The sequence below is a fragment of the Streptomyces sp. f51 genome (assembly GCF_037940415.1).
Lineage (GTDB): Bacteria > Actinomycetota > Actinomycetes > Streptomycetales > Streptomycetaceae > Streptomyces.
Map to the genome: position 1 here is coordinate 7,130,623 of NZ_CP149798.1, position 21,698 is coordinate 7,152,320.

Sequence of the window (21,698 nt, forward strand, 5' to 3'; positions counted from 1 at the left end):
CCGGCCTCGCCGTTCACGGCCCTGTCCGGCGGCACGTCGGGCCGAATCGCGGCGGCCCTCGACGTTAGTGTCGGCGGCATGGACGGTGATCTCCGAAGCTGGCGTGCGTGTCTGCTCAGCGGGGCGGTGTTCGCCGTCTGCATGGCCGGCACCACCCTGCCGACCCCTCTCTACGGCCTCTACCAGCAGAAGTTCGGCTTCTCCGAGCTCACCGTCACCATCGTGTACGCCGTGTACGCCTTCGGGGTCATGGGCGTACTGCTGCTCGCGGGCAACGCGTCCGACACGGTGGGCCGGCGCCCGGTGCTCCTGTGGGGCCTCGGCTTCGCGGCGGCGAGCGCGGTCTGCTTCCTGGCAGCCACGGGGCTTGGCTGGCTGTACGTGGGGCGGCTGATGTCGGGCCTGTCCGCGGGCCTGTTCACCGGAGCCGCCACCGCCTACGTGATGGAACTGGCCCCGCCGGGCGGCGCCACGCGGGCCACCTTCATCGCGACGGCCGCCAACATGGGCGGACTCGGCTGCGGACCGCTGCTCGCGGGGATCCTCGCCCAGTACGCCCCCTGGCCGCTGTACCTGCCCTTCGCCGTCCATCTGGCCCTGGTGGCACTCTCGGCCGTCGTCGTGCTGCGGCTTCCCGAGACCGTAGGGGAGCGGAAGCCGCTGAGCACCGTACGACCCCAACGGCCGGGCCTGCCCGCACAGGTGCGGCCGGTGTTCACGCCACCCGCGATCGCCGCGTTCGTGGGCTTCGCCCTGTTCGGGGTGTTCACCTCGGTCAGCCCCGCCTTCCTCGCCGAGTCCCTGGACGTGACCAACCACGCGGTCAGCGGACTGGTCGTCGCCCTCGCCTTCTTCGCCTCGACGGCAGGACAGCTCGCCGTCGGCCGGGTCGGCGCGGGACGGTCCCTGCCCCTGGGCTGCGCCGCACTCCTCGCCGGCCTCGCCCTGCTCGCGGGCGCGCTCCACTGGGACCTGATGGTCCTGGTGGTGCTGAGCGCGATCGTCGGCGGAGCCGGTCAGGGCCTGGCCTTCCGCGGGGCGCTGACGACCGTCGCGCAGGCCTCGCCCGAACACCAGCGGGCGGCGGTGATCTCCACCCTGTTCGTGGTCGCGTACGCGGGCATCTCGGTCCCGGTGATCGGGGTGGGCGTCCTGGTGGGCCCGATCGGCCTGGAGGGTGCCGGGCTGGTGTTCATCGCGTGCATGGCCGTCCTGGCGTCGGTCGCGGGGGTCTACCTCCTACGACAGCGGACTCCGGCGGAGGTTTAAGTCACGTGCCGACCGTGCATCGCGCGCATAGGGTGTCGGCATGTCACTGGGCCACACGCTCCTCCTGTCCGGTCGCGCGATCCGGCTCACCGACCTGCGCATGTCGTCGACCTACGCGGGGATGCTGGAGGGCTACCCGTGCAAGCGGGTCAACGACCTGAGAGTCAGCAGGTTCCAGCGGTATGCCGAGCACACGTCCACCCCCACGCCGGTCCATTTCGTTCCGCCCTCGCGCGAGTACCCGGACGCGACCGCGGGCGCCTTCGGTCCCGTCGAGGTGCTGCCTCCCGTGTTCTGCGTCGGCTCCTTCGAATCCGCCCCGCTCGACGGGTCGATGGACGGTTCCGCCCTCGTCGTCGCCTGGTTCCAGCACGCACCGGAGATACCGGCGGGCGAGAACGCCGCCCCTGCCCTTCGCGGCATCGACTGGGAGGGGCTGGCACAGGACTTCGAGCTGTAGCGACGGCTGCCGATCGCGACAACTCCGTTGCCCCTGCCTCCTCTTCGGCGACAACGGCTCGCCCTAGTACGGCCTGCCCCGGAACAGGGTGCCGGCGTGGTGGCGCGCTCGGTCGCCCCGTTCGTGGGCCGCTTCGGAACGGTCCGCGGGGGCCGACAGACCGGCCAGGATCCGGAGGGCAGCCAGGCCGTCCAGTACCTCGTCACGGTGCTCGGCGGCCTTCATCCAGGCCGGCAGCCGGGCGAACATCGCCCTCGTCGGGGAGGCACGACGCTCGCGCAGCCGCGCGCCCACGAAGGCGGCGAGGGCATCGACGTGCTCCACGTCGTAGGCCCACAGAATCCGTCCCGCACACCGGGTCTGGAGCCACAGGGGACGCCGGAAGAACGGGTCCTCGGTGCCGCCGGGCACCGCGCCGACCAAGGCGCCGCCCCGCTGCTCGGCCGTCCGGTCGGCGACCGTGCCGCAGCCTTCGCAGACGAGCCTGCGGGGCTGGAAGAGCAGCTCGGTGAAGTACTTCGGCGCCTCGACGCCGGGCCGGGGGACGACCAGGGCACGGCCCCCGCACTTCGGGCAGACCACGAGCATCCGTCCGGTGAACCGGGCGAGCGGTGTGCCGTCGTCGCGATGACGGACGGGGACGGGGTGCGACGGCTCGGAGGTCATGACCGACACCCTGTCAGGCCCGCCCCGCGCCGGCGACCGCGCTACGGCGCGCAAGCCGTACGGGACCGGTCCCGTACGGAGGGAGGGACGATCGGAGTTCCGGTCGGTCCGGGCCCTGAACGCCTGCCGTGGCACAGGGAAGTTGCCGATTTCACGGCGCACGCGCGACTCATTATGATCTTGGCCATGTCTGTGCAGAACTCGAACTCCGACAGAGCCCTGTCGCGCAAGCAGCGCCTTCAGGAGAAGCAGCGCCGTCAGTTGGCGGTGGTCGACACCGTGGACAAGGCCGAGGCCAAGGTCCGCAAGGCCGAGGTCGAGGTCGCCATGGCCGTCGCCGAGGCGGTGCAGGTGTTCGGCGGTGTCCAGGAGGCGTCCGAAGGCCTCGACATGCCGATCCAGACGGTCCAGCGCTTCCTCGGCATGGCCAAGGACGAGGCGGCGGCCGCAGCGAACGTGGTCGAGTCCGCGGGCGTTTCCTGATTGTCTCCGTCGTAGCCGGCTTCGGGAGGACCCAAGGCCGGCTTCGGTGTGCACGGGGGCAACTCCCGCCCCCTGAAGGGCTGCTCGCTCTGAAGGAGCCCGATCCCGGCCGATGGGACGCCTCAACTCACGCCATACGAGCGTGAGTACCGGGTGAGGGGTCGAACCCGACCGTCACCTCAAGGGGATGGGGTGCCCTCGGCCGTCCGCGCCGAGGCCGGCGCACCCTCCCGGATCTCGTGCAGCGCCTCGTCGAACATGCCGCGGGCGCGTGTGAACCAGTCGGCCAGCACGGCGATCTCCTCCGGGCCGTAGTCGCCGAACAGTGCGGCGAGTCGCTGGTAGACGGGGCCGTAGATCTCCAGAATGCGTTCCTGGGCGGTCTCCTCCATGACCACGTAGACGCGTCGGCGGTCGCCCGGGTCCGCGGTGCGCCGGATGTAGCCGGCCTTCTCCAGGCGGTTCAGCACACCCGTGACCGCTCCCGTGGTCAGCCTGGCCCGTTCCGCGAGGTCACCCGCGACCAGCGACTCGCCGGCCATCGACGCCTCCATGAGGAAGCCCAGGCAGGTCAGGTCGGTGACGTTCAGGCCCATCCTGCGGGCGATGTCCTGCTGCCCGAACTGTGCGGTGGCGATCATCCGGTCCATGGCGTAGAGCGCCTGCTCCGCCGTCGCTGCCGGGCGAGCCTTGTGATCACTCACGAGTCCTCTTAGTATCTAAGATAATTAGCTCGCGAGATAAGAGATCTCGCGACGGGGTCAGCCCTACCATCTTCACAGCTCTTGAGGAGCGCGATCATGTTCATCCACGGTGACGACGACCACGACCTCGGCCACACCGTGGCCGGCTGGACCGGTGCGGGGATCGCGACCCTGGGATGCGGGCTGTGCGGGTTCGCGGTGATGACGGCGTCCGGGCTCCTCGCGCTCGCGGGAGCGGCGGTGCTGGTCCTGGCGTTGCTGAGCACCTGGGTGCTCCACCTGGCCGGCTGGGGCAAACCGAGCGGACCCCGGCCGGCGGGCCAGTGGGACTGGCGCGTGCGGGACACCGCCGCCGGGGACGGCCACGCCGACTGCGTCGCCTGCCGTCTCGCGGGCCGCCGGCCGTCGCGCCAACGAGCCACGGCCCCCACCACGGAGCCCGCCGTCGCCGACACCTGAGGCGAACGCAAGACGCCAACGTCCCGGCGGGTGCCGAACCGGGGACGAGCCGCGGTGAAGGGGACCGGAACGCCGGTCGTCACCTGAGTACCCGTACTCAGGCCCGGGCCGCCGTGAAGACGCACAATCCCGTCATGACTGCCACCTCCATTCAGCGCAACGACGACGGCACGGAGCCTTCGGCCGGCAAGCGGGCCGCACGCATCGCCGGTGCCGCGGGAACCGGTGCCGCCCTGACGTACCTGTCCTTCGGGCTGATGGACTGGGCGGACCGCCGGGACGCCCGTGCCTGCGCGAACGCGCCGGACTTCTGTATGACCCTGTGGCCGACCCTGTCCTTACCTGCCGCGCTCGTCGTCGCACTCGTCGGGCTGACCGTGATGTACAAACTGCTGGGCATCCGTCCACGACTGGCGGTCGTCCCGCCGACCCTCCTCCTGGCACCGTTCCCGCTCGCCGCCGCGATGGACACGGCGGGCCTGTGGCCGGCCGTCGTGGTGGGAGCGATATGGAGCGCCGCCCTGGCGCTGACGGTATGGCGGCCCTACCGGATCCTGGGCCTGAGTACCGCGGCCACCCTGCTCCTGGCCTCCTTCGTCGTCATCCGCTGATGTCGGGCGGGGGCAAGAACCGGTCGCCGGTGGGCTGATGGTCGTGGGGGCGTTGATCATGCTGATATGACATGGGGATGACTGCCGAAGCGCTGGATCCCCTGGACCGTCTGCTCGCCGAGCGGGCCTGTGAACGCATCGTCGTCGAGTTCGTCCACATGCTCGACCTCGGTGACCCGGGCGATGTGGCCGATCTCTTCACGGACGCCGGGTTCTGGGAGTGGGCGGAAGGCGACCGTCGGATCGAGGGCCGTGAAGCGCTTCGGTCGTACTTCGCCGGCCGGCCCGCGGACCGGCTGTCGCGCCGGATCTGCACGAACATCCTGGTCACCGTCACGTCCGAGTCGACGGCCACCGCGACCACCTACTTCACGACCTACCGCGTCGACGGACACACCGGCGGTTTCGTGCCCCCGCGAGCGCCCACGCAGGTCGGCCACTACGAGGACACGTTCCGCAAGGTCGAGGACCGGTGGCTTCTCGACTCACGGTCCTTGTACCTCGCCTTCGCCGGACCGACCGAGCGACTCGAGGCGGCGGTCGAGAACTGAGCACACGACGCCGGACCGGCTGGCCGAGGCACCTGGTGGGGACTCCTTGATCTCCGCGAGTGTTGCCATGGCATCCCCCTGCCGGCACGGGTGTGATCACGGAAGCATCCCATGCCCGGCCACGGCCGGAATCGGGTCCCCGGCGTGGAACTGCTTCCGCGCCTTACGCTGTCTCGGAGGCGTGAGTGATCGCCAGCAGCGCCATGTCGTCGGCCCTCCGGCCGCCCGTGTGCTGGTGCACGTCGGCCACCAGGGCGTCGAGCAGGGCGTCCGGACGGGCGTACCGCAGCAGGTCGGGCCTGCGGGCCGGCTCGTAGAACTCGCCCTTCGCGTCCCGGGCTTCCGTGAGTCCGTCGGTGTAGAGCAGCAGAGTGGCGCCCTTCGGGAACGTGACCGTGTCGACGTGCTCCGGACCGGCGGCCAGAGAGGTCAGGCCCAGGGGCAACGCCGGCCGGCTCGGTTCGACATACCGCACGGCATCCGGCAGCAACAGCAGGGGCGCAGGGTGGCCGCGGTTGACCAGCCGGACCTTGTTCCCGTGCCGGGGGAACTCCGCGACCACACTGGTGATGAACCCTTCGAGTCCGGTCACGCCCCCGGACTGCTCGATCTCCAGGGCGACGGCTCGCTCCAGCCGTTCCACGAGCGCGGTGAGGCTGGGTTCCTGCATGGCCGCCTCACGGAAGGTGCCGATGCTGTCCGCGACGGCCCTGACCGCGTTCAGACCCTTGCCGCGCACGTCGCCGATCACGCAGCGCACGCCGAACGGCGTATCGACCACCGAGTAGAGGTCTCCGCCGATCTGCGCGTCCGACTGCGCCGCCTCGTAGCGGGCGGCGAACCGCAGCGACCCGCTCACCTTCGGCGGGTCGCGCAGGACGGCCCGCTGCACGGTGGCGGCGATGTCACGGGCCGACTGGAGCTGTGTGTGCAGGTGATGCAGGAGGAGGTGGAGGAGGACCGAGATCACCGCCACCGTCGCCACCATGGCCAGTTCGCTGTACTCGGTGGCGGTCCCGTGGAACCCGAAATAGCCGAACATGGCCAGGTCGAGGAGGAACGCCGCGGCCCCGATGGCGATGGTGCCGCGCAGGGACAGCAGGGGAGCGGCCGTGAGGATCGCGGCCGCGTAGAGAGCCGCGGCACTGACCGTGGGCGGTGTGGCGAAATCGATCACCACCGCCGCGCACAGCAGAAGCACCGGCAGCAGTGGCCTCCACCTTCCCAGCCGCCGCCACACCGTCAGCCCGGCCACGCGCTGCTCCAGACGTCGACTGATCTTCCGGCCGCTCAGGCTATGGGCTGACCGCCCGACAGGCCGCCTCATCTCCCTGCGGCTCGCACGCCGCGCGACGGCTATGACCCGAACGCCGCACACCGGAGACACGGGTCGGCGGCTGATCCGGCGACGAGCGCCGTCCCCTCAGGGCCGTTAGCACACGGACCGCTGCCCGCCCGGCAACTCCCGACTTCGCGCCCCGTGGCGACCCGGCCGCCTGAACAATGCGGCATCCGGAACAGACGAAGAGGGGATCCGGTGGCTCGTCGTACCAACACGTCCTGCCTGGGCATGGCCGTCAAGGGCTATCTGCTGCTGAACCTGTGGACGGCCGTCGGCTACGCCCTGGCACTGCCGGTCACCCTGCCCGACCTGATGGCGTCTCAGGATCCACCGCTGCACGTCAGGGGACCGATGCAGTACGCGGTCCTCTACGGCGTGCCGGTTGTCGCCGCCGCGGTCGTGGCCCTGTTCGCGGGCCGCCGACGGTCCGTCGCCCCAGGGGCGCTCGTCGCCCGCGCGGCAGCGCTGCTCGTGCTCTGTCAGATCTCCGCCCACTGGGTCGCGGCCCGTTTCGACGCGCCCGAGTGGAGTGCGCGGGCGACGGTGCAGTGCGGTGCCGCCGGGCTCACCGCGTACCTGTGTCTGGTGGTGCTGCGCCGGTGGGACGACCGCGGTCTCCCCTCGGGGAGCCGTCGTCCGGGGCCGGGCGAGGTCTGGCACGCGGTGGTTCCGTTCCGGGACAACGAGGGCAGCAAGGAACGCTACTGCGTGGTCATGAGGAGTCGTCCCCACCACGTGGAGGTCCTCAAGATCACCAGCCAGAACAAGGACCACCGCGACGACCACATCCGCATGCCCAACCACGGCTGGGATTCCACCTCGGGCAAGGACCACTGGGTCGAGATCGGACTTCAGCCGCTCAGGGTTCCGTACCAGAATTTCACCGACGGCCGCCCCAAGGGCCGTTGCCCCCGGCCGGTCTGGCGCCGGCTGCGGGCCGAGAACCCGGCACCCGCGGCATCCAGGGTGTGAGGGCGCCGTACACGCGCGGGTCACAGCTACGACACGAAGCGTTCGTGATCATGCACTCCAAGTCACGCAGGCGCCACAATGGCGGCGCGCAAACCCGTCCTTGGGGGGACCATGCACGCAAGATCCACCGGCGTCGGCCTCGCGACCGCGCCCACCTGCTGCGGAGCCGCAGATCATCGACAGGACAGGGCCGTACGCGCCGAGGGCGCCGGGGCCTCCAAGTCCGCGGACCGCGGACCCGGCACGAACCTCTCGCAGGCCGGCTGGCTGATCCGGTGCGCCGGACACCGGACCGGACCCATCAACTAGCCAGCTCGCGCAGAGGGGAACCGCCATGCAACGCCGTGCCGTCATCGTCGCCGTCACCGCCCTGCTCATGTCCGTCCTTGCCGGGTGCAGCAGCACCTCGCAGTCCAACGCTTCCACGTCGTCGCCCGCGGTCGCGGCCGACAGCATCAACGCGCGCTGCCAGGCACAGGATTGGCCCCAGCCCATGCCCGACATCGAGGGCCAGCCGTTCGACCCGCTCGGCAAGGACCTCAAGTGCTTCGGCAACATCCAGGCCGTCGCCCCCGACGGACATGACGTGATGACCGACCCGGGCGGTGGGTTGGGTGCCTGGACCGTCGTTTCCAGCACTCCCGCCCCGGGAGCCAAGGTCCGGATCACCACGCCGATCACGCTCGAACTCCGGAGAGGCTGAAGGCCCGAGGGCCGCCCCCGCCCCACCCGGGAGAGGGGGCGCCCGGTCGGCCGTGGGGACCGACCACTTCAGCGGGTCGCCATCCGAGTTCGCGGCCTATGAGGTGAAGCCGGTCTCCCGGTCCGCGGCGGCGATTTGGTCGTGGAAGCGTCTGTGGACCCAGTGACGCTCACCCAGGAGGTCCACCTGCCCCCATCGGCCGGAGACCGGACCAAGTCGGGTACGGCGTGGGATCGTTCCCGCCAGACGCCGTGGACTGGCGCCGCCGGACAGCTTGCTGCTGTCCAGTACGTAGATGGCGTCCCGGGCGACCGCCACGCACCGGTATGTGTTGCGGAACATCGTCAGGCCCGTGAGATAGGTGATGACGAAGAACCAGAAGTTCGGCGCGCTCTGGCAGATGAACACCTGCCGGATCTCGCTGCCGGCGGGCAGGAACGGTGCCGAGCGCCGCACCAGGTCCCGCCGCGGCTCAGGGCCGCTCCGACCCGTCTCCTCGGCGGTCATTCGGCCCTGCCTTCCCTGCCGCGTCCATCGGAATTCCCGACACCCTCTCGGCGGCGATGGGTCAGGACCGCCATGTCCGCGCCGAAGGCGGCCACCAGCCGTCCGTCGCTTGCCATCGTCAGTGCCTTGATACGGGAGGGGAAGGCGTAGGCACCGATCTGCCGCCCAGTGCTCGCGTCCCACATCCACACGGTACGGTCGCCACCGGCGACGACGACGGGGCGCCCGTCCAGCATGCCGGTCGCCCCCGCACGTATCTCACCGGTGTGCCCCGTCAGCGGCGGCGCCAGCAGTTCGCCCGTGGCCAGGTCCCAGAGATGGACTTCATCCGCCCTGCGGCCGGTGAGCACGACGCTGCGGCCCTCGAGCGTCTCCAGGGCCAGGGCGCCTCGCTGCCGCGGCTGCACTCCGATCCATCGGCTCGCGGTCAGGTCCCAGACGCGGCCTTCCCCGGTCACCCCGACGAAGCGGTCGTCGATGGCCGCGAAGAACTCGATGGAGGGGCTGGTGTACTCGCTCGTCGACCGTCCGTGCAGCTCTTCCCGCGTGGTCAGGTCCCATATCCGCACCGTCTTGTGCCGGACGTCGCGCGTGAGGAGGGCGGCCCGTCCGTCCACCGTCCCCGCCGTCAGCAGATCCACGGCGGTGGTATGGCCGGTGAGGGGCTCACCGAGCTGTCCCCCGCCGTCGAGGTCCCACATGCGCACCCTCGTGTCCGAGCCGCCGGTGACGATGACACAACTGCCGTTCACGACGGCCGTGGTGACCCCGGTGACGGTGCCTTGATGACCGGCCAGCCAGCCACCTGTCTCCCTGCCCGTCTCCCTTTCACCGTCGAGGTCCCAGATCCGCACCGATCTGTCGTCGCCACCGGTGACCGCGAGCTGCTGACCGTTCACCACTGCCGTCGCCACTCCCCGTACCGCCGCCTCGTGGCCCGTCAGTGACGGCCTCACCTGCCGGAGCGTGGAGAGATCCCACACCTCGACCGGTCCATGGGCGTACGCGAAGAGGGCGGCGGGGCGGTCATGGAGCACCCTCACGGCCGCCGCCTCCACGAACGAGGCCGCGAGGGGCTCACCGACCTGCTCGCGCGTGGCCAGGTTCCAGACGTGCACCTCGTACGCGTTGGCGCTGACGGCCAACGGGCGCTCGGACGCCGGATCCGTCACCAGAAAGTGCGCCCTGGCATTGAGGTCCAGACTGGCGCAGAGCCTTGCCTCCCCGTCGCCTTCCACCATCCCGTCGTACGCCTGGTCCGTGAACGCGGGAGGGTCGTCGGGAGGGTCGCCCTGGGCGCCGAACTCCCGTCCCGTGATCAGGTCCCACACGCGGACGGTTTCTTCCCCCGTGATCAGGTCCGTCGCCCCGAGTTCCTCGGAGTGGCTGGTGACGGCTACAGGACGGCCGTCCAGTACCGCAGTCGCCAGAGCGGACACGAAACCGGTGCGCACGGTCAACGGCTCACTGTGCTGGGAGAGGGTGGCCAGATCCCACACTCTCACCACGTCGTCCACGCAGGCGCCGACCACGACCGGCCGACCCTGGATCATTCCCACGGCCAGCGTTTTCACCCAGGAGTCATCGTCGGCGGAGCACGTGCCGACCAGTTCTCCCCGCGCCACGTCCCATACGCGAACGGTATGTTCGTAGCCGCAGGTGACGGCGACGGGACGGCCGTCCAGCACCGCCGTCGCCAGCGCCTGTACGGCGCCGGTATGAGCGGACACCGCCTTGCCGAATCGGCCGCCCGTGGACAGATCCCACGCGTGCAGCGTGCCGTCCTGGCAACCGGCGACAGCCAGACCACGGCCCTGCACGACCACGGTCGCCAGCACGCCCACCTCGGCCGGAACCGGCAAGGCGTATCGCAGCCGGGAGTCCAAGTCGCCGCCGGTCGCCCACTGCACGACCCAGGAGTCATCCACCTCCTGGCCGACCGCGACCTGGGAAATACTTCTCGCCAGCTCTCGGTGCCCGTACCGGGCGGCGTCCAGTGCCAGCACCTGCCGCCGCACCGCCGCACCGGCGTCACGGTGCACATGCCCCGACGTCCGGTACACGGCGGCCGCCGGCCTCTCCTCCTGGCCGGCAGCGCCGTCCAGGCTCGCGAGGATCAGCTCCGGGTCCCCGTGCACCAGCCATCCGGGATCGGTCAACCGGCCACCTTCCGCGGCAACTTCACGGTCCGGACCGCAGTTTCGAGGTTCGCCAGACATGAGGGGCATGGTAGCCACGCCACCCTCGCCGACCGTCCGGCACACCCCAGGCCGCCTGATGATGTCAGTGCCGCCTGCGAGACTCGTTCCATGATTCCGAAGCTGCCCCTGGACAGCCCTCGTTGGCGCGGTCTTGACGGTATGAAGGTCGAGGAACTGCGGTTGCTCCTGGACCAGTTGGCCGCCGCGGCCGCCACCGGGGGCGGCGACGCGTGGCGGCGGACCTGGAGGGAGGTGTCCGGTGGCCTGATGGACGACGGAGTCGTCGCCGACGGGGCCTACGCGGCTCTGCCGCATCTCGTCGAGGCGGCAGCGGTCCTACCTCCGGCACAGACCGTGGACTTGTGGGTGGACCTCGGATTCATGGTGACCGCCGACCATCGACCCCCCGTCCCGGCCGATCTCGAGGCAGGCTTCGGCGCCGCACTGCGGCTGGCCGAGCGGGCGGCCACCCGAAGCCTCCTCGCCGCGGGTACGCCCGGGCGGGTCTGTGCCCAACTCGCCCTCTCCTGCGTGGCCTTGGCCGGACATCGCATCGGCGAGGTGCTGTGGCAGTTCCCGGATCACCTCGAAAGCGGCCTCCTGTTGTCGTGCCCCGCCTGCGGAAGCGACACGGAGACCCCCGACCTCTTCGTGGACCCGGCGCGGCCGCCCTACGAGGCTCCACAGCCGCCCGACCCGCACCACGTCCGGCAGGAAGGGCATCCCTGGGGAGAGGTTGCCGCGGCCTTGCGGGAGGAAGCGCTGGGGGAGGGCTGGGAAGCCTTCCTGCGGGTGGCGCGCGACGTCGCCGCGAGGGGGGTGTCCCCCGAGACACCGGGACAGGCCGTCCTGTGCCTGGTCGCCGGGATGGTCGCCGTCAGGGGGACCCCGCAGCGGGCCGCGGGGGAGCTGGCCCGCCGGCTGATGTCGCTCACCGGGCACTTCCGCTGCTGGGACTGCGAGCGGACGTGGACGATCGCGGACGGCCTGGCGGAGCACCCGGACGGCGCGCACCCCCCACACCGTCCTGCTCCGGCCCCGACGGACTCCGACCAGTCGGCTCCCGGGGCGCGATCAGCGGCGACCGGGCGAACCGGCCGAGCGGCGACCCGGTTCCGGCAGGAAGGGAACACGGTGGTCGCGGCCGACGGCACCCCCTGGGGCCGTATTTCGGTGTTCTCGGATTCCGCGCCCGGTTCGTCCGGAGGCGTAGACGCCCTGGCGGTGGTCTCCCGCCCCGGTCGGCCGACCCTCGTCGGCGGCGGCGGGGCCAAGGGCGTGGTGTGCCTGTGGGACGTGGCCGACGGCCGACTCGTCCACGACCCGCTGCCAGGACATCCTGACGCCGTCCGCTCGATGACGACCCTGCCCCTGCCCGACGGCCGCGTCCTGCTGGCGAGCGGAAGCGACAGCGGGACGATCGCCGTGTGGAATCCCCTCACCGGGCGTGCAGTTCGCGAACCGGCCGGCGACCGGCCCGGCGGGGTGACCGCGATGTGCACCGCCGTCGTCCCCGACGGCCGCACCCTGCTCGTCACCGCCACCCCCAAAGGCGCCGTCCGGATGTGGGAACCGGACACCGGCGAGTGCGTCAAACACCTCAACCCGTACGGCAGTCCGATCCGGTCGGTCACCGCCGTCCCGATCTCCGCCCACCACACGCTGATCGTGGCCTCGGACAGCGCGGGCCGCGTGCACGTGTGGGATCCAGCCGTCGACGACCCCTGGGACCGCGGCGCGGCCGTGCAACTGAACGCACGCGCGCTCGCCGACGCCGGCCATCGGGCGGCGGCCGTGGAGGCCGTCCCGACATCCGACCGAGCCATGCTGGCCACGGCGGACGACCTCGGCGTCGTCATGCTCTGGGATCCCGCCACCGGTGCCCCGGCCGGCGAGGCCCTGCCCAGTTCCACAGGCACCGCAGGCCCGCCGCTCATCACCGCCGCCACCCTCCAAGGAGGCCCCACGGTCCTGGTGACCGGCAAGCGTCACGGTCACCGGCTGCGGGTGTGGGAACCGGAGACCGGCGCGGTGCGGCACATCGCCCTGGACGTGTCGCTCACCTGCCTGGCCGCCGCGGGCGCGGACCTGATCGTCGGACATGACCGCGGAGTCCTCGGTCTCCCGCTGACCCGGCGAACGCCAGAGGGCGGACTGTGCCGTGCGGGGAGGGGAAGCCATGACTGATGTCGAGGCGAGCGGCAGAACGCTGTGGAGAGGGAGATCCACGCGACACCGGCGATCGCCGACGGCACCGTGTACGCGGGCAGCCACGACGGGCGCCTGTGGGCGGTGGACGCGGCCACCGGCGAGACACACTGGAAGGTCAGGACCACCGATCCGGTGCACTCCACGCCGTTGGTGAGCGGCGGCAGGGTGTACATCGACAGCCTCGACGAGCACCTCTACGCCGTACGGGCCCACCGGCAGGGTGAAGCACCCGCCGACAGCCACCGCGCCACACTCGCCCGTCCGGCACCGACGAACGCCCAGGGGCGATCCAGCTCCGCCCGGATCGCCGGCACACTGCGCTGGCGGGTGCGGGTCCCGGGCGCCGGGCGCTTCACGGCGGCCGTCGCCGACGGTGTCGTGTACCAGCCCGGCAACCGTGACCTGTTGGCGTTGGACGCCGCCACCGGCCGGGAACGGTGGTGTCTCACGTCCCGCTACCCCTTCGGCTCGTCGCCGGTGGTCGCCGACGCCACCCTGTACCTCCGCAACGGCAAACACCTGTGGGCCGTGGAAACTGGCTCAGGCCGCCTGCGGTGGAAGCGGGCGACCGACTACGCGGGAGACTCCCGGCCGACCGTCGCCGACGGCACCGTGTACCTGGCCGTCGGCGACGGAATCTGGGCCGTCGACGCGGCCACCGGCCGCAGGCGGTGGAAACAGCGGCTCAGACCCCGCTACCCACGCTCCTACGAGAAGTTCACGTCCCCCGCGGTGGCCGACGGCCGGGTCTACGTCTCCCACCCCCGTGACTCCCTCTGGGCCTTGGACGCCGCCACGGGAAGCGGACTCTGGCAGGTGAAGACCTACGCCTCGCCCCACACCGCACCGGTGGTGGCCGAAGGCACCGTATACGTCGGCGGTCACCACGGGCTTGTCGCTCTGGACGCCGTCGGCGGTGAACAGCGCTGGCAGCGGCCGTTCGGCGATCCGACGTGGTCCACGCCGGCGGTCGTCGACGGGACCGTGTACACGGGCAGCGAGGGCTGGTACCTGTGGGCGGTGGACGCGGCCACCGGGGAGGAACGCTGGAGGCACGAGACCGGAGCCGCTCGGGAGTCGTCGGCGGCCGTCGCGGAAGGAACCGTGTACATCGGCAGCGAGGACCGCTCGCTCTGGGCCGTGGACGCGGGCACCGGTGAGGAACGCTGGCGCCTGGAGACCGGCGGAGAGGTGCACGCGACGCCCGTGGTGGCGGACGGGACCGTGTACGTCGCCGGCGAGGACGATTTCCTGTACGCGGTTCACATCTGACGCCCTGCCTCCCCTTCGCCTTCCCGTAGGGACAGGACGTTCCGGAAGAAGCAGACCCGGTCGTGCGCCCCGACAACTCCTCCGTCCCGCCCGCCGCCTTCCGGATTCGGCCGACTCGGGCAGGGCCAGACCGAGTCAGGGGAGTGGCGTCCGGGTTTCGATCCCGGTTGCTGTGTAGACCCTTGACGGAGCCTGTGTGGACTGCGACGGTATGGCCCGGCATTCGCACAGAATCCAAAACTTTCCACCCTTACCCGTCACGCGTCTTTGTCATCCCCCTCGGTTGTTCGCGTACCTGACGCAGGGTCACTCACGGCTGTCGGCAGGCGTGAGTGCTCATCGGGTAGCCCCCCATCCGAAAGAAGGACAACGTGCGCCTCCCCATGCCCCGCACGCGCCATAAGGCCCGCACACCGCGGACTTCGCGCGCACCTCGCACACTCCCGACACGTGGCGGTACCGCGCTCGGCACCGTCCTGGCCCTGCTCGCGGTGTCAGCCGCCTGGGTGATGGGCGCCGCGCCACAGGCCGGCGCGCTGCCCAACGGCCAGGCGCTGACTCCGCCGATGGGCTGGAACAGCTGGAACAAGTTCGGATGCAACGTGACCGAGCAGAAGGTCGAGGCCGTCGCCGACTACCTGGTGTCCTCCGGTCTGGCCGCGGCCGGCTACTCCTTCGTCGACATCGACGACTGCTGGATGGCCGGCAGCCGCGACTCGGGCGGCCATCTCGTGCCGGACCCCGTGAAATTCCCGGACGGCATCAGCGGCACCGCCGCGTACGTGCACGGCAAGGGCCTCAAGCTCGGCATCTACGAGAGCGCGGGCACCAAGACCTGCGCCGGTTACCCCGGCAGCCTCGGCCACGAGCGGACCGACGCGAACAGCTTCGCCTCCTGGGGCGTGGACCTGCTCAAGTACGACAACTGCAACGACGACGGGACCTCCGCCCAGCAACGCGACACCACCATGCGCGACGCCCTGGCCGGCAGCGGCCGCGCCATCCTGTTCAGTCTCTGCGAATGGGGCGTGGACAACGTGTGGACCTGGGGCGCGGGCGTGGGCAACATGTGGCGCACCACCGGCGACATCAACGACAGCTACGGCTCCCTGCTGTCGATCTTCCACGCCAACGTCAAGCTGGCGCAGTACGCGGGCCCCGGCGGCTGGAACGACCCCGACATGCTGGAGGTCGGCAACGGAGGCATGTCGTTCACCGAGGACCGCAGCGAGTTCAGCCTCTGGGCCGAGATGGCCGCCCCGCTGATCACGGGCAACGACCTGCCCAACTCCTCCACCGCCACCGCCTCCATCCTCGGAAACAGGGACGTCGTCGCGGTCGACCAGGACGCGCTGGGCAAGCAGGGCGTGCAGGTCTCCGCCGCCGGGGGTCTGGACGTCCTCGCCAAGCCGCTGACGGGCGGCGACGTTTCGGTGGCGCTGTTCAACGAGAACTCCGGCGCGGCCACCGTGTCCACCACCGCTTCGGCGGTCGGCCTGCCCGCCTCGTCCAACGGCTACAGCCTCGACAACCTGTGGTCGCATGTGAAGACCACCACCAGCGGCGCGATCTCGGCCACCGTGCCCGGCCACGGCACCGTCCTGTTCCGGGTGTCCACCGGCTCGGCCACCAGCACCGGCACCACGCACGCCCTGGTCGGCGCCTCCTCGGGCCGCTGCCTGGACGCGTACGACAACGGCACCGCGCCCGGTACGAAGATCGAGATCTGGGGCTGCAACGGCGGCGCCAACCAGAAGGCCACCCTGACCGCGGCCGGTGAACTGCGCCTGTACGGGGGCACGCAGTGTCTGGACGCCACCGGCGCCGCGACCACCGCCGGCACCAAGGTCGAGCTGTGGACCTGCAACGGCGGCACGAACCAGCAATGGCGCCTGAACGCCGACGGCACGATCACCGGCGTCCAGTCCGGTCTGTGCCTCGACGTCACCGGAGGCGACCAGCCGTCCGGAAACGTCGACGGAACCCAGCTGGAGCTGTGGAACTGCAACGGCGGCGCCAACCAGCAGTGGCGCCTGAGCTGAACTGAACGGACCGGGGGCCACCAATCCCCCTCGTACGGTCGCGCCCCGACGGCCCGGATCCGACGCCACGAACGCGATCCGCGCCGTCGGGCCGGCACGTGACCCTCAATTCCACGCCCTCGGCATCGGCGTAGGCGCATAGGTCATCCAGGGTGCGCAGCCACAGGCCCGGAGGGTCGGGGACGGCGAACCCGCGCGCCGCCAGGAGCGGACGGCCCGGCTCCGGCGGCACGCCGCCGCTCACGCGACCACGCGTCGAGCCGCTGGTCGGAGGGCTGTCGCTGACAGGATCGGGAGGGGGCGCCGGTATGCTGCGGCAGTGCGTACGGTCGAGGCTTTGCTGGACGAGGCGGCGGACCTGGTTGTCCGGGAGGCATGGCAGCGGCTGGCGGAGGCGGGGCTGCCCTCGCAGGCTCGCCACCCATCGCCGACCAACAGTCCCCACCTGACCCTCGCCGCCTGCGGGGAGTTGACCGCTCCGATTCGCTGGGAGCTCGCTGAACTGGCCGCCGCTCTGCCGCTACCGGTGCGGGTTACCGGAGTGGTCCGGTTCGAACGGCCCACCTCGGTGCTGGGCTGGGCGCTGGACCTCGACCCCACGCTGGCGAGTCTGCACCGCAGGGTGTGGGAGGCGGTCGCCTCGGACAGCCCGCCCGGCACCCTCAACCCCCTGCACGAACCCGGACGCTGGAGCCCGCACATCACCCTCGGCCGGACCCGGCGGGCCGGTGCCTTCGCCGACCGGCGCATCCCCGAGCTGCTGCCGGCGCTCCCGGTGTCGGTCCGGCTCACCGCCTTGCGCAGCTACGACACCGAAACCGGCGCCCTGGAACTGCTGGAACCCCGCTCCCGGGGGCGGCGATGACGGGTTCTGGTGCCGCATCAGGCGTGTGAGCATGACCGGAAAGATCTACAAGGAAATGCAGCCGAAGCGCCATCTCTCCTACGAAGAGGACAATCGCTGTGGGTAGCGAGTTGCGCAGTGCGCTGAGGGAGCGGTGGGAGCGCCAGGAACTGGACCGCATACTCGGTGATGCCGCAGAGGTCGTCACCATGCACACGCTGTCCTCCGCGAGTGTGCCCGAGCGCGTCATGGAAGCAGTGCGCGGCTTCTGGGACATGTCCACTGAACCGGATGCGACACTGAGCGACGAGGTTTCCCAGGAAAGTCTGGACGCCTGGGTGGAGGAGCTCCTTCCTTCGCACGGCTTCCACACATCGGCCTTCCTGTACACGGAACTGGAACTCGCCCCTTGGATCGAGTTCAGCCTGCCGCAGGCCTGGTTCTCTTCGATCCGGCAGGCGCGGAACACTCCATGGGTATTCCTCGCGCATGACCTCGGCACGGTGGCCGCGGTCAGCGAGCAGGAGTACCGGTTCGAATTCTTCGTCGCGCGTGTGGCCTAGCGCCCCTCTTCTCCACATCCGAATTCGCCTCCCGGTGCGCGTACAGCCCGGAGAACACCATGGGCGTGGTCGACATCATCGGGAAGGCCCCGCAGCCGAACGAGGATTGACCGAGTCCGAACGGCCAGGGCCCTTGAGCCCCAGCCGTTCGAATTTCGGTAGCTCGACCTCCGGGAGGCTACTGGGCTGTGGTCCTCGCGGCCGTTTCGACGAGGTGGGTCACGACGTCGGGGCGAGAGATCATGACGACGTGGGAGCCGTCGACCTGGACCGTGTGGGAGCCGGCGCGGCGGGCTTCGAAGCGTTCCAGGTCGGCGCCGATGGCTTTGTCCTGCTTGGCGACCAGGGCCCAGGACGGGATGGTGTGCCACGCCGCCGCGGTGGGGGCGTCCTCGAACGCGGAGGCGCTGATGGGACGCTGCTCGACGGCCATGATCCGGGTCTGGGACGTGGGCAGATCGGCGGCGAACACCTTGTGGAACTGGGCCGGATCGATGGTGAGTTCGGTGCCGGTGGAGCCGTCGGCGTTGGCGAATGGTGCCGGGCGCAGGGCGGGCTGGAGTTGCGAGTCGTAAGACCTGGCGGCGAGTTGACCGAGGGTCTCGCCCCGGTCGGGCATGAAAGCGGCGACGTAGACGAGAGCCTTGACGTCGGGATCACCGGCGGCGGCCTGAGTGATGACCGCGCCCCCGTACGAGTGTCCGACCAGCACCACGGGGCCCTTGATGTTGTTCAGGACGCCGGCGATGTAGGTCGCGTCCTGCGGCAGACCGCGCAGCGGATTGGCCGGGGCGACGACCTTGTAGCCGTCGTTCAGGAGGCGCTTCACCACACCGTTCCAGCCGGATGCGTCGGCGAAGGCGCCGTGGACCAGGACGACCGTCGGCTTCGGGTGCGACTGGCTGCTCTGGTGTGCGGAGGCTGAGGGGGCGAGGGAGAACGACAGCAGGCCGAGTAGACCGGCTGCGGTGGCGGCGGCCCAGCTCAAACGTCGTGCGCGCATGGGAATTCCTCTGGGGATTAGGGTGCAGGCCGCCGCCGGATCGCACTGGCCATGATCCTGCCGATCTCTGGGCAAACCTGTTGATTTTCGGCCAAGTTAACATCCGAAAATGGGCGTCAACTTCCGCGGGAATCCGGTGTCGCGCATCCACCCGGATGGACCATCCGGTTGCCGCAGGGTGTCCGGTCGGCGGCGGCGGAGGTGGTGGGTGCGGCTCGCCGTCACCGCTTGAGGAACGACGCCGGGAACGCTGCCGACGTCTCCACGAGCAATCGCTGCACGGCTGTGCGACAGGGGATGGTGGACGCCGGGGAGCGGTCAGCCACCAACGGCCGGGACGAGGATTGACCTTGCCCGCGATGACGCAAGCGCCACATCATCTCCGCATGGACGATACGCCGAGCCGCATCCCGACCGCCCTGCCCGCATTGCGCTCCAAGGCGCGCGAAGCGGGCTTCATCATGTCCAGTGAAGACCGCACAGGAAGCCTTCTGGCAGCCCTGGCCGCCGCCCGGCCCGCGGGCCGGATCCTCGAACTCGGCACCGGAGTCGGAGAGGGCACCGCCTGGCTCCTCAGCGGCATGGACCTCGATGCCCGTCTGACCACCGTCGAACTCGACCCCGCCCTCCAATCTTTCGCCCAAGAACAGCTGGGCGCCGACCCGCGGGTGACGTTCGTCTCCGGAGACGGCGGGGCATGGCTGGAAGATTTCGACGACGCCCCCTTCGACCTCGTCTTCGCGGACACCTGGCCAGGCAAGTTCACCCACCTCGACCGAGCCCTGGAACTCGTGGCTCCCGGCGGGATCTACCTGATCGACGACCTCTTCCCCCAGCCCGGTTGGCCGGAGGGCCACGAAGCATCCGTCAAACGCCTTCTGGCCGAACTGGACGAACGCGAGGACTTCCGATGCGTGCGCATGGCATGGGCAAGCGGACTGCTGATGGCCGTGCGCACAGCCTGACGGTCTGGAGTCGACCGGGATGACGAGCGGTCCCTCAAGAGCGCCAGGTTCAGGCCGAGCCGGTCGAGCCGGGCCTTGCTCCAGCAGGCCCGCCCACGACTGTGAGCAGGTCCACGACGAAAATCAGCGTCGAGCCCGCCGGGATCAACGGAGAGGGCGACTGCTTGCCGTAACCGAGATGCGGGGGAACGATAATCTCGCGCCGGCCGCCGCGCTTCATTCCCCTTACTCCCCGGTCCCAGCCCTTGATGACCCGGCCGCCGCCCACGGCGAACTTGAACGGCCGGTCCTGCTCCCAGGAGGAGTCGAACTCTCTTCCGGACGCGAACGTGACCCCTACATAGTGAACCTGGACGACCCTGCCCGGCTTCGCCTCGGGGCCGTCCCCGACCACGAGGTCCCGGATCGTGAGCTCGGTGGGCGCGTCACCCTCCGGAATCTCGATTTCGGGCTTCGTCAGTTCGCTCATCGCGGTCCCATCGCTCGCCACCGGAATCCCTCGCATGGGGCGGCCGGACGCATGGCCATTCCATGCGGTAGCGATCACGCTACCGGCAATACCTACCGAGGCGGTTGGTATCACGGCGCGTGATCCGCGTCATCCGCCTCTCCGCGCAAGCTCCGTCGGCGTTCGTCCCATCCAACGGAAAGGCAATGAAACAACCAAAGGGGAGCAACCAAGTGCCCTTGAAGGGGCTCTACTTGACCGGAGGGCCAGAGGCATCGAGAAGGAAGAACGGGGCATGTGCGCTCCTGCACAAGCACGGCTCGTTCGGCTTGGCTTCGTGGCGGCCTTGCTCGGCCTGATCACCGTGTCCTGCGGCAGCGGGGGCAGCACCGCGTCAAAGTCGCCGGCGTCCCGTCCTGCTGCCGGACACGGCTACGCGATGGCCTACGACGCCGGATGGCGCGAAGGCAAGCAACTCTTCAAGGACGGCGGCAAGGGCGCGGGAGTTCGCGAAGTGGTGTGGGGAGGATGCGTCCGTCGGTCCCTCACCGCCGAGCCGCGGAACGTGGTGGAGAAGGACCGCGGGGCCTGGGTGCTGGGCTGTAAGGAGGCCGTCGGAACAGGAACGGACCGTCATCCGCCTGGGAAGCCGGTGACTCACCGCGCGCCTGATCCGGACCTTCTTGCCCGGTTCCGGACCTGGGCCGGTGCGAACGGAGCGAAGCAGGTCGCGCTCCATATCGGCCAAGTGGTTCTCGTCCGTCTCGGGGACCGGGACTACGACGTCGAAATCGCCACCACGTACACCGACAAGAGTCCCAAGTTCGACGTAAAGCGGTTGGCCGCCGTGTTCGCGGCCTGGTGGGACGGCGACGACGGGGACAACGCCACCGCGTGGAACCTGATTGTCACCGCCGAGAATGGCAAGCGTCTGAGCACCCGGAGCCTCTGACAACGAAAGGGATCCACTCCCTGACGCCAAAGAACCGGCTGGTTTACTCAAGCAGACCCAGGATGGTCCAAGCCCAGAACGGCTTCGGGTGCGGACCGGGAGAGCGACTATCGCGTTACTGATGGTTTCAGAATGAAGTTCGTTGTGAGAATTGGCAGTTGAGTGTTGGGTCGGCAGGATCTGTTGGGTACCTGCTGACCTTGTGCCTGATGATCTGTGGGAACGGGTGGCACCGCTGTTGCCGGCTCGTCCGGCCAGGCGGCATCGGTATCCCGGGCGGTTGCCTGTGGATGACCGGGCTGCGCTGCGTGGCATCGTCTATGTGCTGTGCAAGAGCGTGAGCTGGCGGGACTGGACGGAAGCGGGGGTCTGGCCGCAGCTGCACGAGGTGCTGCCGGCCGAGCTGCGGGCCGCGGGCCTGCTGGACATGGACGACGCGGCGATCGACGGCTCGCACGTCGCCGTGGCCG

Annotated in this window: 23 protein-coding genes and 2 pseudogenes; 17 read left to right on the forward strand and 8 right to left on the reverse strand. The window is 70.1% G+C overall.

The features are described from left to right. Nucleotides 1–78 precede the first annotated feature (78 nt). Both WJM95_RS30845 and WJM95_RS30850 read left to right on the forward strand, forming a co-directional pair. Entirely contained in the window at nt 79–1,269 is a 1,191-nt protein-coding gene (locus tag WJM95_RS30845) for an MFS transporter (protein WP_339127293.1), read from the forward strand. A 40-nt stretch (nt 1,270–1,309) separates the two neighbouring features. Continuing rightward, nucleotides 1,310–1,729, forward strand: a complete 420-nt coding sequence (locus tag WJM95_RS30850; protein ID WP_339127292.1) for a hypothetical protein — start codon at nt 1,310–1,312, stop codon at nt 1,727–1,729. A 63-nt stretch (nt 1,730–1,792) separates the two neighbouring features. Here the strand turns inward: WJM95_RS30850 and WJM95_RS30855 are convergent, their stop codons facing one another. Continuing rightward, on the reverse strand, nt 1,793–2,395 hold the full coding sequence (locus WJM95_RS30855) for a hypothetical protein (RefSeq protein ID WP_339133674.1): 603 nt from the start codon (nt 2,393–2,395) through the stop codon (nt 1,793–1,795). 186 nt (nt 2,396–2,581) lie between these two features. Between WJM95_RS30855 and WJM95_RS30860 the strand changes: the two genes are divergently transcribed. Beyond that, nucleotides 2,582–2,878 carry a hypothetical protein gene (locus tag WJM95_RS30860; RefSeq protein WP_339133676.1) on the forward strand — a complete coding sequence of 99 codons (297 nt, stop codon included), beginning with the start codon at nt 2,582–2,584 and terminating at the stop codon, nt 2,876–2,878. 179 nt (nt 2,879–3,057) lie between these two features. On the opposite strand, the gene WJM95_RS30865 is transcribed toward WJM95_RS30860, so the two are convergent. After that, complete coding sequence (locus WJM95_RS30865; RefSeq protein WP_339135964.1) at nt 3,058–3,528, reverse strand: MarR family transcriptional regulator; 471 nt, start codon at nt 3,526–3,528, stop codon at nt 3,058–3,060. A gap of 150 nt (nt 3,529–3,678) precedes the next feature. On the opposite strand from WJM95_RS30865, the gene WJM95_RS30870 reads away from it, so the two are divergent. The 3 genes from WJM95_RS30870 to WJM95_RS30880 all read left to right on the forward strand — a co-directional run bounded on the left by WJM95_RS30870 (nt 3,679) and on the right by WJM95_RS30880 (nt 5,203). Next, nucleotides 3,679–4,041 carry an HGxxPAAW family protein gene (locus WJM95_RS30870; protein ID WP_339133678.1) on the forward strand — a complete coding sequence of 121 codons (363 nt, stop codon included), beginning with the start codon at nt 3,679–3,681 and terminating at the stop codon, nt 4,039–4,041. 134 nt (nt 4,042–4,175) lie between these two features. Continuing rightward, nucleotides 4,176–4,652 (forward strand): hypothetical protein, encoded by a 477-nt coding sequence (locus WJM95_RS30875; RefSeq protein ID WP_339133680.1) that lies wholly within the window; start codon nt 4,176–4,178, stop codon nt 4,650–4,652. A gap of 77 nt (nt 4,653–4,729) precedes the next feature. Further along, nucleotides 4,730–5,203, forward strand: coding sequence for a nuclear transport factor 2 family protein (locus tag WJM95_RS30880; protein ID WP_339133682.1), 474 nt, complete (start codon nt 4,730–4,732; stop codon nt 5,201–5,203). 163 nt (nt 5,204–5,366) lie between these two features. Here WJM95_RS30880 and WJM95_RS30885 read toward each other — a convergent pair whose 3' ends face one another. Continuing rightward, nucleotides 5,367–6,458, reverse strand: a complete 1,092-nt coding sequence (locus tag WJM95_RS30885) for a PP2C family protein-serine/threonine phosphatase (protein ID WP_339133684.1) — start codon at nt 6,456–6,458, stop codon at nt 5,367–5,369. Between the two features lie 282 nt (nt 6,459–6,740). Here WJM95_RS30885 and WJM95_RS30890 point away from each other — a divergent pair, with 282 nt between their 5' ends. The 3 genes from WJM95_RS30890 to WJM95_RS30900 all read left to right on the forward strand — a co-directional run bounded on the left by WJM95_RS30890 (nt 6,741) and on the right by WJM95_RS30900 (nt 8,220). Next, nucleotides 6,741–7,517: a hypothetical protein gene (locus tag WJM95_RS30890; protein ID WP_339133686.1), complete on the forward strand. Its 777-nt coding sequence runs from the start codon at nt 6,741–6,743 to the stop codon at nt 7,515–7,517. Nucleotides 7,518–7,628: 111 nt separating this feature from the next. Next, on the forward strand, nt 7,629–7,826 hold the full coding sequence (locus WJM95_RS30895; protein WP_339133688.1) for a hypothetical protein: 198 nt from the start codon (nt 7,629–7,631) through the stop codon (nt 7,824–7,826). A 25-nt stretch (nt 7,827–7,851) separates the two neighbouring features. Continuing rightward, nucleotides 7,852–8,220: a hypothetical protein gene (locus tag WJM95_RS30900; protein ID WP_339133690.1), complete on the forward strand. Its 369-nt coding sequence runs from the start codon at nt 7,852–7,854 to the stop codon at nt 8,218–8,220. Nucleotides 8,221–8,316: 96 nt separating this feature from the next. Here WJM95_RS30900 and WJM95_RS30905 read toward each other — a convergent pair whose 3' ends face one another. Both WJM95_RS30905 and WJM95_RS30910 read right to left on the reverse strand, forming a co-directional pair. Next, nucleotides 8,317–8,727, reverse strand: a complete 411-nt coding sequence (locus WJM95_RS30905) for a hypothetical protein (protein ID WP_339133692.1) — start codon at nt 8,725–8,727, stop codon at nt 8,317–8,319. Then, complete coding sequence (locus tag WJM95_RS30910; RefSeq protein WP_339133694.1) at nt 8,724–10,886, reverse strand: hypothetical protein; 2,163 nt, start codon at nt 10,884–10,886, stop codon at nt 8,724–8,726. The genes WJM95_RS30905 and WJM95_RS30910 overlap by 4 nt, the downstream gene beginning before the upstream one ends. A gap of 150 nt (nt 10,887–11,036) precedes the next feature. Here WJM95_RS30910 and WJM95_RS30915 point away from each other — a divergent pair, with 150 nt between their 5' ends. From WJM95_RS30915 to WJM95_RS30925, 3 genes are all read left to right on the forward strand, one after another. Further along, complete coding sequence (locus tag WJM95_RS30915) at nt 11,037–13,115, forward strand: hypothetical protein (RefSeq protein WP_339133696.1); 2,079 nt, start codon at nt 11,037–11,039, stop codon at nt 13,113–13,115. Nucleotides 13,116–13,139: 24 nt separating this feature from the next. Next, nucleotides 13,140–14,411 carry a PQQ-binding-like beta-propeller repeat protein gene (locus WJM95_RS30920; RefSeq protein ID WP_339133698.1) on the forward strand — a complete coding sequence of 424 codons (1,272 nt, stop codon included), beginning with the start codon at nt 13,140–13,142 and terminating at the stop codon, nt 14,409–14,411. 509 nt (nt 14,412–14,920) lie between these two features. Further along, entirely contained in the window at nt 14,921–16,453 is a 1,533-nt protein-coding gene (locus tag WJM95_RS30925) for an alpha-galactosidase (RefSeq protein WP_339135966.1), read from the forward strand. Between the two features lie 100 nt (nt 16,454–16,553). On the opposite strand, the pseudogene WJM95_RS30930 reads toward WJM95_RS30925, so the two are convergent. Continuing rightward, nucleotides 16,554–16,667: pseudogene (locus WJM95_RS30930) on the reverse strand (IS5/IS1182 family transposase); the annotation flags it as partial. A gap of 105 nt (nt 16,668–16,772) precedes the next feature. Between WJM95_RS30930 and WJM95_RS30935 the strand changes: the two are divergent. Both WJM95_RS30935 and WJM95_RS30940 read left to right on the forward strand, forming a co-directional pair. After that, nucleotides 16,773–17,318 carry a 2'-5' RNA ligase family protein gene (locus WJM95_RS30935; protein ID WP_339133700.1) on the forward strand — a complete coding sequence of 182 codons (546 nt, stop codon included), beginning with the start codon at nt 16,773–16,775 and terminating at the stop codon, nt 17,316–17,318. A gap of 98 nt (nt 17,319–17,416) precedes the next feature. Continuing rightward, nucleotides 17,417–17,860, forward strand: a complete 444-nt coding sequence (locus WJM95_RS30940; protein WP_339133702.1) for a hypothetical protein — start codon at nt 17,417–17,419, stop codon at nt 17,858–17,860. 178 nt (nt 17,861–18,038) lie between these two features. On the opposite strand, the gene WJM95_RS30945 is transcribed toward WJM95_RS30940, so the two are convergent. Beyond that, on the reverse strand, nt 18,039–18,863 hold the full coding sequence (locus tag WJM95_RS30945; RefSeq protein ID WP_339133704.1) for an alpha/beta hydrolase: 825 nt from the start codon (nt 18,861–18,863) through the stop codon (nt 18,039–18,041). A gap of 386 nt (nt 18,864–19,249) precedes the next feature. On the opposite strand from WJM95_RS30945, the gene WJM95_RS30950 reads away from it, so the two are divergent. Next, entirely contained in the window at nt 19,250–19,828 is a 579-nt protein-coding gene (locus tag WJM95_RS30950) for a class I SAM-dependent methyltransferase (protein ID WP_339133706.1), read from the forward strand. Nucleotides 19,829–19,877: 49 nt separating this feature from the next. On the opposite strand, the gene WJM95_RS30955 is transcribed toward WJM95_RS30950, so the two are convergent. Then, nucleotides 19,878–20,297: an FKBP-type peptidyl-prolyl cis-trans isomerase gene (locus WJM95_RS30955; protein WP_339133708.1), complete on the reverse strand. Its 420-nt coding sequence runs from the start codon at nt 20,295–20,297 to the stop codon at nt 19,878–19,880. Nucleotides 20,298–20,715: 418 nt separating this feature from the next. Here WJM95_RS30955 and WJM95_RS30960 point away from each other — a divergent pair, with 418 nt between their 5' ends. Both WJM95_RS30960 and WJM95_RS30965 read left to right on the forward strand, forming a co-directional pair. After that, nucleotides 20,716–21,228, forward strand: a complete 513-nt coding sequence (locus WJM95_RS30960) for a hypothetical protein (protein WP_339133710.1) — start codon at nt 20,716–20,718, stop codon at nt 21,226–21,228. A 178-nt stretch (nt 21,229–21,406) separates the two neighbouring features. Continuing rightward, nucleotides 21,407–21,688: pseudogene (locus WJM95_RS30965) on the forward strand (transposase); the annotation flags it as partial. Nucleotides 21,689–21,698: the final 10 nt, after the last annotated feature.